Source organism: Micromonospora sp. HK10, from assembly GCF_000982955.1.
Classification (GTDB): Bacteria; Actinomycetota; Actinomycetes; order Mycobacteriales; family Micromonosporaceae; genus Micromonospora.
This window is the reverse complement of record NZ_KQ058773.1, coordinates 1-9,329: the sequence shown is the minus strand read 5'-3', so window position 1 is coordinate 9,329 and position 9,329 is coordinate 1. Positions and strand designations below refer to the sequence as shown.

Below are 9,329 nucleotides of genomic sequence, written 5' to 3'. Positions count from 1 at the left end.
CGCGCCGGTTGCCCCGGCCGTGCCCGGCGCGGCAGCCGCGTCCCGTACCCCGAACGTGCCGCAGCCCGCGCTGTCGCACCCCGGGCGACCGGCGGCGCCGCGACCCGCCGCCCGGGCGGTCGGCGTCGTGCCGGTGGAGACCTGATGAACCGCACGTCGAACCCGGGCGACAACCAAACCGGCACCTCGCAGCGTCCATTCCGCGTGACCGAGGACGAGCTGGAGCGGGCGTTGCGCGAGACCCTGGCGGGTCGCGTCGCCGCACCGCAACCGCTCGCCGCCGACCCGGCCGCCGTGGCGCTCCGGCGGGCCCGGCGCAGCGGCCGGCGCCGCGCACTGAGCGGCCTGGCCCTGGCCGGCGTCGCCACCGTCCTGGTCACCGCCGGGATGGCCCAGCTCGGCGAGCCCGGCGGCAACCACGGCACCCCCACCGTGGTGCTCGGCGACCCGCGGGGGTTCTCGCCCGCACCGCTGCCCACGGCCACCGCCCCGGCCCCCGGCCCGGTCCGCGCCGAGCTGGACCTGATCCTCGGGTCGCGGCTCGAGACCAGCGGCGGCGAGCAGCAGGAGCTGACCAACGTCGGCCCGGTCGAGCGGGCCCAGCGCCTCCCCGACGCCGGCGGCTGGCTGATGACCTCGGCCACCCCGGCCGGCCGTACCCTCTGGTGGCTGCCGCCGAACGGCTCCCCGCCGCAGGTGCTGCTGGCCGGTGCCGACGCCGTCGCGGTCGCCGCGAACGGCCGCCAGGTGGCCTGGCGCGACGGGCCCGACCTGCACGCCGCCGGCCTGGTCGGCGGCCAGCTCATCGCCGCCAACCAGACCCCGGCGCCGGCGGGCGCGGAGCCGGTCGGCTTCGCCGGCGATGCCGTGCTGATCCGGCAACCCGGCCGGGGCGGGTTCGCGACCTGGTCAAGGAGCGCGGGTGCCCGGCCCGGCCCGACCGCCCCCAACGTGCTGGCCGTCTACGGGGAGCTGCCGGACGGGCGGGTGGTCGGCCTGGTCGCCGCGGGCAAGCCGGGGCGGCCCTGCGTGGCCCTGCTCGACCCGGCCCGTGACCTCAGCCCGGTCCGCACCGGCTGCGGTCCGGAGCTGGCCGTCGACGGGCTGGGGGCGATCTCCTGGGACCAGCGTTGGTTGCTGCTCAACGGGGCCGGCAAGGCGGCGCTCCTGATCGACCTGCGTACCCTCGGCACCACCGTGACCGCCCACCCGGCCGGGCCGCCGGTGGTGGCCGGGGTGGCCTGGACCCAGACCGGGGTGGCCATGCACGTCGACGCCACCGGCGGGCTGGTCCGGGTACGCCCGGACCGGGTGCTGGACGGCGAGCGGCCCACCGCCTCGACCATTGACGGGGTCGCCCCCGCCGACCGCCCGGTCGTGGTGGCGGATGCCGGGGCGTGACCCCGGCGGCCGCCCGGACCGGCCGGTAGCGTCGGCGGGATGAGCGCCCCGACCCGGATCGACCTGCACGCCCACTCCACTGCCAGCGACGGCACGCTCAGCCCGGCCGAACTGGTCCGGGCCGCCGCCGACGCCGGGCTGGACGTCGTGGCGATCACCGACCACGACACCACCGCCGGATGGGACGCCGCGGTGCGGGCCCTGCCGCCCGGCCTCGCCCTGGTGCGCGGCGCGGAGATCTCCTGCCGCTGGTACGGCGCCGAACCGGCGATCCCGCTGCACCTGCTCGCCTACCTCTTCGACCCGGACGAGCCGGCGCTGGCCGCCGAGCTGGCCCGGATCCGCGCGGCCCGGGAGGTGCGCGCCGAGCGCATCGTCGAGCTGCTGCGGGCCGACGGCGTCGAGGTGAGCTGGCCGGAGATCCTGGCCGGTGCGGGCGGTGGCGTGGTGGGCCGGCCCCACATCGCGCAGGCGCTGATCCGGGCCGGTCTGGTGGCCAGCACGACCGAGGCGTTCGGGCCGCGATGGCTGGGCGAGCGCTACCGGCTGCCCAAGGAGGACGTCGACGTGTTCCGGGCGGTGGCGCTGGTCCGGGCCGCCGGCGGGGTGCCGGTCTTCGCGCACCCGAAGGCCAGCCGGCGCGGCCGGATCGTGCCGGACGAGTTGATCGTCGACCTCGCGGCGGCCGGGCTGGCCGGGCTGGAGGCCGACCACGAGGACCACTCGCCGGTCGAGCGGGCCCACGTCCGGCGGCTCGCCGCCGAGCTGGGCCTGCTGGTCACCGGCTCGTCGGACTTCCACGGCACGCACAAGACCGTCCAGCTCGGCGCGTTCACCACCGACCCGGCCGGCTACGAGGCGATCGTGGCCGCCGGGGTGACCCCGGTCGCTTCAGGCTGAACCCGCCGATCCCCGCGGCTACCGTGTCCGAGTGGATCTCAAGCTCTTCGGCGAGGTCTTCGTGACCCTGCTGGTGATCGTCGACCCGCCCGGCATGATGCCCATCTTCCTCGCGCTCACCGGGCCGCTGGCCGCGCGCGACCGGAACCGGGCCGCCTGGCAGGCCGTCGCGCTGGCACTCGGGGTCATCGTGGTCTTCGCGGTGGCCGGCCAGACCCTCCTGGCCTACCTGCACGTCGACCTGCCCGCGTTGCAGGCCGCCGGCGGGCTGCTGCTGATCCTCGTCGCGCTGGAGCTGCTCACCGGCAAGTCCGACGACCCGAACCAGCAGACCACCTCCAACATCGCCCTGGTGCCGCTGGGCACCCCGCTGCTCGCCGGGCCGGGCGCCATCGTGGCCACCATGCTCTTCGTGCAGCGCGCCGGCGGCCTCGCCGACTACCTGGCGATCGCCGCCGCCATCGTCGCCGTGATGCTCGCGGTCTGGGTGGTGCTGCGCTTCTCCGGCGGCATCGTCAAGGTCCTCCGTCCGGGCGGCATCGAGGTGCTGACCCGGATCGCCGGTCTGCTGCTGGCGGCCATCGCGGTCCAGCTCATCGCCGACGCGGTGGCGGCCTTCGTGACCCAGTACGTCTCCATGCGCTGAGCGCCGCCCACCGGCGTGCCGGGTGCCCGGACGAGCCGGGCGGTGGCCGCCGGGGCGATGGTGAGCCGCGCGACGGCCTGCCGGGCGCGGGCTGTCGTACCGGGGTGGCAGGATCTCAGGCGTGCGACGACCCTCCCCGACCGGACGACCCACCGGCGGCCGGCCGCCCCGCCCCCGCGCCGAGCAGGCCGAGCAGCTCGGCTTCGAAGGGATGCCGGAGCGGCTCTTCGTCTGCACACCCAGCAAGCTCGGCGCGTACGCGGACTGTCCCCGGCGCTACCGCTACTCGTACGTGGACCGACCCGCCCCACCCAAGGGGCCGCCGTGGGCACACAACTCGCTCGGCGCGAGCGTGCACACCGCCCTGAAGAACTGGTACGCGCTCGCCCCGGACCGCCGCCGCCCCGACGTGCTGGCCACGCTGCTCAAGGGCACCTGGGTGCGCGAGGGCTACCGCGACGACGAGCAGGAGCGGGAGGCCTACCGCCGGGCGCTGTCCTGGCTGGAGACGTACGTGGCGGGCCTCGACCCGGCCGACGAGCCGGTCGGGGTGGAGCGGGTGGTCGCGGTCAAGACCGCGGTGCTCGCCTTCAACGGGCGCACCGACCGGATCGACGCCCGGCCCGGCCCGGACGGGCGGCCCGAGCTGGTGATCGTCGACTACAAGACCGGCCGCACCGGGCTGGACGCCGACGACGCGCGGGGCTCGCAGGCGCTGGCCCTCTACGCGTACGCGGCCGAGCGGGTGTTCCGCCGGCCGTGCCGCCGGGTGGAGCTGCACCACCTGCCCACCGGCACGGTCGCCGCGCACGAGCACACCCCCGAGTCGCTGCAACGGCAGCTCACCCGGGCCGAGGAGACCGCCCGGGACATCATGGCCGCCGAGCGGGCGGTGGCCGACGGCGGCGACCCCGACGCGGCCTTCCCGGCCGAGCCCGGCCCGCGCTGCGGCTGGTGCGACTACCGGCGTACCTGCCCCGCCGGGGCCCAGACGCCGGGCAAGGACCCGTGGGCGGCCGTCGAGCGTCCCGCCGAGCCGCGCGTCGACGGGAGCTGACCGGCCCCGCCGGGCCCCGGCGAGGTGCCGGCTGGTTCAGGCAGCGGTGAGACGGGCGGCGCGTTCCTTCGCGGCCTGCTGCACCGGCCCCTCCCGGTAGCGGCGCGGCAGCGCCGCCAAGGCGAGCCGCAGCGCCCGCACGCTCAGGTCGGCCGAGAGTTCCGTGGTGGGCAGGCCGAGGCCGCCGTACAGCCGGCGGGCCCAGGGCGGCAGCAGGCCGAGAGCGGTGGCGGCGATGCCCAGGTACGCCCAGCGCGGCGGCCCGAGGTGCAGGCCGAGCCGTACCGGCAGGCTCAGCTTCCAGGGGATCGGCGGGGCGGTGAGGAACAGCGCGGTCTCCGCCGCCTCCTTCGTCATCCGCAGCTCGGCCTGGATGTCCCGGTAGTAGTCGGCCACCTCCGCGGCGGTGCCCGGCACGTCGGCCGGGTCCAGCCCCACCAGGGCCGCGGCCCGCCGCTGCTCCGTGTAGTAGCCGTCCACCTCGGCGTCGGTCAGCGCCAACCCGGCCCGCCGGGCGGTGCTGACGAACGATTCCACCTCGGCGACGTGCACCCAGCGCAGCAGGTCGGGGTCGTCGATCCGGAACTCGTCACCGGTGATCGGGTCACGGGCCCGCATCCGGGCGTGCAGCGTCCGCAGCCGGCGGCCGGCCGCCGCCGCCTCGGCGGTGGTGCCGTAGATCGTCGTCCCCACGTAGGTGGCGGTCCGGATCAGCCGTCCCCACGCGTCGGTGCGGTAGTTGCTGTTCTGGGCGACACCGGCCATCGCCCGCGGGTGCAGTGCCTGAAGGTAGAGCGAGCGCAGGCCGGCCACGAACAGGATCGGTTCCTCGTGCACCTTCCACGTGACCGATCCCGGACCGAACAGGCCGAGGTCATCGGAGGAGTTCACCGCCCAAGCGTGCCACGCCCGCCGGGCGGACTCAGGCGTCGGCGGAGCGGCGGGCCTGGCAGGTGGGGCAGAGGCCCCAGAAGGTCACTTCCGCCTCGTCCACCTCGAACCCCTGCGAGGTGTCCGGGTCGAGGCAGGGGGCACTCCCGGTGGCACAGTCCACGTCGGCGATCACACCGCAGCCCCGGCACACCACGTGGTGGTGGTTGTCGCCGACCCGGGCCTCGTAGCGGGCGGGCGAGCCGGCCGGCTCGATACGCCGGGACAGCCCGGCTCGGGAGAGCGCGCCGAGCACGTCGTACACCGCCTGGGTGGAGACCGAGTCGAGGCGTTCCCGCACCCGGCGGGTGATCTCGTCGACCTCGAGGTGACCGCCGCCGGCGAGCACGTCCAGCACGGCGAGGCGCGGTCGGGTGACCCGCAGGCCCTTCGACCGGAGCAGTTCCTCACCGCTGGACATGCAGCAATGACAGCACGTGGCGTATCGACCGACAAGCGGTGCACGGCCGGGGGTGGCCCCGACCACAGATCGGCCCGCCGGTCGTGAACCGGTCGGGCCGGCGGTGCGTGTCAAGGGGCGTCGGGGCGCTCGTCGACCACATCGACGTACGCTCTCTGCCCAGGAAGCCGCATCAACTGCCGGAGGGTGTCGGTGTTCAAGGAGATCAACGGTCTGCCGGGTCACGTCCTGGTGATCCACGCCGTCGTGGTGCTCGTCCCGCTGCTGGCGCTGCTGGCCTCCGGCTACGGCCTGATACCGCGGTGGCGCCCACGCCTGGGCTGGGCCGTGCTGGCGCTGTCCGTGGTGACCCCGATCGTGGCCTGGGTGGCCACCGAGTCGGGCGAGGAACTGGAGGAGGTGCTGCGCGGTCGGGGCTACCCGCCGGAGGGCCTGCAAAAGATCCACGAACATTCCGAGTACGGCGACACGCTGCTCTGGTTCACCGTGGGCCTCGCCGTGGCGGCCCTGGTGCTGCTGGCCCTGACCAGCCGGCACCCCCGGATGACCCGGCTGCCCTCCTGGCTGACCTGGCTGGTCACCGCGGCGGTGCTGGTGCTCTCCGTATTCGCCCTGGTGTACGTCTACCTGACCGGTGACAGCGGGGCCCAGATGGTGTGGAGCAACATCGTCTGACCGGCGGCTGTCCCAGCTGACCGGCGGCTGTTCCGCCTGACCTGACCGGCGGCTGGCCGGGTGGCCGGGTGGCCGTCAGAACAGCACCCGCGAGCAGAGCAGGCAGACCAGGACCACCAGCACGACGGCGGCGAGCCCGCCGAGGCCGTAGGTGACCCGTTGCGCCTGCTGTTCGGCGTGGTCCATGGCGGCCATGTCCTGCGGCGGTAGCCGCCGGGGCGGTGCGGGCTGTACGTACAGCGGCGGCCGCCAGCCCGGCGGCGGCGGGACGTTGGCCGGCGGCCCCGCGTAACCGCCGCCCGGTCCGCCCCCGGCCCAGCCTCCGCCCGGCTGCCCCCCGGCAGGCCAGGCGCCGGCCGGGCCGGGGCTCGCCGTGAGCCGGGCCCATCCGCTGTCGCCGGTTGGCGCAGCTGATCCGGGCGGCTGCGGTTGTGCGCCGCGCGCCCAGGCCTGATCCACCGGTCCGGACCCGCCGGCCCAGGGCTGGTGCGGCTCCCCGTCGGTGGCCCCGGCACCCGCCACGGCCGGGCCGGGCACGTTGTCGGGCCGGCCAGCGACCGGGTTCGCGGCACCGGCGGGACCGGCCGGCTCGTCCGGGGCCGGGCGTCGCCAGATCTCGTCCGCGGGGCTGCCACCGCTCGGCGTCGTCACGCCGACCGACGCTACCAACGCCCGCGCCACCCGACCCGCCGGACGCGACGGGCAAGTCGGTCGTGGCGGGGCCGCCGGTCGCCGTCGTGCGACAAGGCCTCGGTGTCGATCCGCGACATCCAGCCACTGGCCGGCCTACGCACACCCGAGGCCCGCGCCGCGCCGGCTCGTCGGGCTGGTCGCTCCGCGCCGGTATCCTTGCCGCTCGTGAGCGATCCCGGCATGCGTGACGACGACGACCGCGTGGTCGACCTCAGCGACGACTTCGTGGTGCTGCCCGAGCAGACCACCGACGACACCGACCGTGGCTGGGGGGAGCGCCCCGGCGGCAACGACGACTGGCTGCTGGCCGAGCGCCCGCCGCACTGGGACTGACCGGCGTCAGCCGCGGACCACGACGGCGAAGCGGCTGCCCTCGGGCACCCCGACGGCCCGCTGCGCCTGCTCCGGCCGGAGGGCCAGATAGAGGGCGGAGGAGCCGTCGGCCGCCCCGGCGGCCCCGACCACGTCGAGCACCAGAGCCCGGGGCGCGATCAGGATGGCCGCCCCCGGCGCCCCGCCGGCCGGCACGACCAGCAGGTCCACCCGGGCCCCCGGGCGCAGCACCGCGAGCGCGGCCGGCTCGGCGAGCCGGACCGGTACGCCGACCGCGCCGCTGGGCAGCGGCAGCGCCGCACCCGACCGGCCGGGACCGGGGGCGGCCGACCCTGCGGTGGGCGCCGAAGGTCGACGGGTCGAGGGCGGGCCGCCCGGGGTGGCGTCGGGCGTCGGGCAACCGGCCGGGGTGGTGAGCACGGTGGCGGCCAGGCCGAGCAGCGCGGCGACCAGCGCCACCCGCAGCAGGGTGCCGCCGCGGGGCAGGCCGCGCCAGCGCACCGGCCGCAGTGATCCCTCGCCCGCCACCCGCGCCCCTTCCGCCGCCAGAGTCCGACGCCGGCAGGCTAGGCGCGCCCCGGGCCGGGCCGCCCGCGACCGTCCACCGCCTGTGGACAACTCGGCGCCTGTGGACAACGCCCGCCGCGGGGTGCGGCCGTGCTACCGCGCCGCACAGACAGAAGTGGCCGTCCCGCCGGGGACGGCCACTGCTGTCAGCGCTGAGGGCTCCGGGTCAGGACGAGCTGCTGGAGCCGCTGGACGCCGGGGTCTTGGCGGAGGAGCCACTGGTCGAGGTCGAGCCGGACGACCCGGCGGTCGACGACGAGCCCGACGAACCGGACGAGCCATTGCCGGACGACGACTCGGCGGCGGCCGGCTTGGGAGTGCTGCTCGCGGCCGTGTCGGAACCGGACGAACGGGAGTCCGTGCGGTAGAAGCCGGAGCCCTTGAACACGATGCCGACGGAGTTGAAGAGCTTGCGCAGCCGCCCCTCACACGCCGGGCACTCGGTCAGCGGCTCGTCAGAGAACGACTGCACCGCCTCGAGCTGGTGGCCGCACGCGGTGCAGGCGTACTGGTACGTGGGCACGTTCTCCTCCGGATCTGGCACGGCCGGTTTGGCACTCGACTTATCCGAGTGCCAATGGTGCGTCATCGGACCCGGGTTCGTCCAGCGGAAGAGCCCCGCCCCACATCCGGGAATGTCACCAGCCCGTCGACCGGCGTGACGGCGGCGCCGACCGGTCGGTCGTGCGGCTCGGCGGGTACCGCCTCGACCAGCTCGCCGTCGTGCAGCAGCGCCACGGTCGGGGTGGCCGCCGGCACCCGGGCCAGTGCCCGGTCGTACGAGCCGCCGCCCCGGCCCAGCCGGCGGCCCCGGCCGTCCACGGCGAGGGCCGGCAGCACGACGAGGTCGGCGCTGCCGATCGCGGCCCGCCCCAGCCGGGGCCCGGCCGGCTCGCGCAGGCCCCGGCCGGCCGCCCGCAACGACGCCACGTCGGTGTAGGCGGCCCAGTCCAGGTCCAGGTCGTCGCAGAGCACCGGGAGCAGCAGCTCGGCCGCCGGCGGCAGGGCGGCCCGCAGCACCGCCGGCAGGTCCGCCCCGCCCGGCTCCGAGGAGACCGGCACGTACGCGGTGATCCGGGTCGGGGCGAGCCGGCGTACCAGGGAAACCAGGGTGGCCTGGACGCGCGCCACCGCCTCCGCGCGGGCCGGTGCGGTCAGTGACCGGCGGCGGGCGAGCACGTCGATGCGCAAATCCCGTTTCGCCTCATGCGTCACATCCGCTCCATCAGAAAATTCCGGCACGCAACACTCCTGACGCAACGCTTGCCTCCCGGTCACTCTGTGCCAGCATCGCAGGAGGGGCGCGGAACTTCCGGGGGGAAGCTTGACGCTACGCGGGCGGTTGACGGCAGCCTTCCTCGCGGTGGTGCTCGGCCCCGTCCTGCTCGGCGCGTTCTTCGTCGGCTCCACGATGACCACGCTGGACCGCAGCCGGGCCACCGAGCGGTTGGGGCTGGCCGCCGCCGCGGTACGTACCTCCGTCGATGCCCTCTGCCAGCAGCTGCGCGCGGCGGCCGACGCGGTCGCCCTGGTCACCGACCCGGCCGCCCGGTCCCGCGCGGCCGACCAGGTGGTCGCCCGGGGGCTGGCCGGCGCCGTGCTGATCACCGACACCGCCGGCCGGACCAGCCACGCCACCCCCGGCGGCCCGGGCGCCCCCTGGCAGGACTGCGCCGGGGCCGCCGGGGGTGGCGTGGCGGTCCGGG

The 9,329-nt window shown here is 76.2% G+C and carries 11 protein-coding genes and 1 pseudogene; 7 read left to right on the top strand and 5 right to left on the bottom strand.

Annotated features, from left to right (window positions below):
• Positions 1-144 precede the first annotated feature (144 nt).
• From LQ51_RS11190 to LQ51_RS11175, 4 genes are all read left to right on the top strand, one after another.
• Positions 145-1,401: a hypothetical protein gene (locus LQ51_RS11190; protein WP_046564866.1), complete on the top strand. Its 1,257-nt coding sequence runs from the start codon at positions 145-147 to the stop codon at positions 1,399-1,401.
• Positions 1,402-1,440: 39 nt separating this feature from the next.
• Complete coding sequence (locus tag LQ51_RS11185) at positions 1,441-2,301, top strand: PHP domain-containing protein (protein WP_046564865.1); 861 nt, start codon at positions 1,441-1,443, stop codon at positions 2,299-2,301.
• 31 nt (positions 2,302-2,332) lie between these two features.
• Positions 2,333-2,947: a MarC family protein gene (locus tag LQ51_RS11180; RefSeq protein ID WP_046564862.1), complete on the top strand. Its 615-nt coding sequence runs from the start codon at positions 2,333-2,335 to the stop codon at positions 2,945-2,947.
• 211 nt (positions 2,948-3,158) lie between these two features.
• A complete protein-coding gene (locus tag LQ51_RS11175; RefSeq protein ID WP_231605702.1) occupies positions 3,159-4,004 on the top strand; it encodes a RecB family exonuclease in 846 nt (281 codons plus the stop codon).
• Between the two features lie 36 nt (positions 4,005-4,040).
• Here LQ51_RS11175 and LQ51_RS11170 read toward each other — a convergent pair whose 3' ends face one another.
• Both LQ51_RS11170 and LQ51_RS11165 read right to left on the bottom strand, forming a co-directional pair.
• Complete coding sequence (locus LQ51_RS11170; protein WP_046564860.1) at positions 4,041-4,895, bottom strand: oxygenase MpaB family protein; 855 nt, start codon at positions 4,893-4,895, stop codon at positions 4,041-4,043.
• 31 nt (positions 4,896-4,926) lie between these two features.
• A complete protein-coding gene (locus LQ51_RS11165) occupies positions 4,927-5,355 on the bottom strand; it encodes a Fur family transcriptional regulator (RefSeq protein WP_046564859.1) in 429 nt (142 codons plus the stop codon).
• Between the two features lie 192 nt (positions 5,356-5,547).
• On the opposite strand from LQ51_RS11165, the gene LQ51_RS11160 reads away from it, so the two are divergent.
• Both LQ51_RS11160 and LQ51_RS32700 read left to right on the top strand, forming a co-directional pair.
• Positions 5,548-6,030: a DUF2231 domain-containing protein gene (locus LQ51_RS11160; RefSeq protein ID WP_046564869.1), complete on the top strand. Its 483-nt coding sequence runs from the start codon at positions 5,548-5,550 to the stop codon at positions 6,028-6,030.
• Positions 6,031-6,888: 858 nt separating this feature from the next.
• A complete protein-coding gene (locus LQ51_RS32700; protein WP_156313036.1) occupies positions 6,889-7,056 on the top strand; it encodes a hypothetical protein in 168 nt (55 codons plus the stop codon).
• 6 nt (positions 7,057-7,062) lie between these two features.
• Here LQ51_RS32700 and LQ51_RS11150 read toward each other — a convergent pair whose 3' ends face one another.
• From LQ51_RS11150 to LQ51_RS11140, 3 genes are all read right to left on the bottom strand, one after another.
• Entirely contained in the window at positions 7,063-7,584 is a 522-nt protein-coding gene (locus LQ51_RS11150) for a hypothetical protein (protein ID WP_046564858.1), read from the bottom strand.
• 205 nt (positions 7,585-7,789) lie between these two features.
• Positions 7,790-8,167, bottom strand: a complete 378-nt coding sequence (locus LQ51_RS11145) for an FmdB family zinc ribbon protein (RefSeq protein WP_231605701.1) — start codon at positions 8,165-8,167, stop codon at positions 7,790-7,792.
• A gap of 41 nt (positions 8,168-8,208) precedes the next feature.
• Positions 8,209-8,865, bottom strand: a complete 657-nt coding sequence (locus LQ51_RS11140) for a 5-formyltetrahydrofolate cyclo-ligase (RefSeq protein ID WP_046564856.1) — start codon at positions 8,863-8,865, stop codon at positions 8,209-8,211.
• Between the two features lie 82 nt (positions 8,866-8,947).
• Here LQ51_RS11140 and LQ51_RS11135 point away from each other — a divergent pair.
• Positions 8,948-9,329: pseudogene (locus LQ51_RS11135) on the top strand (diguanylate cyclase); the annotation flags it as partial.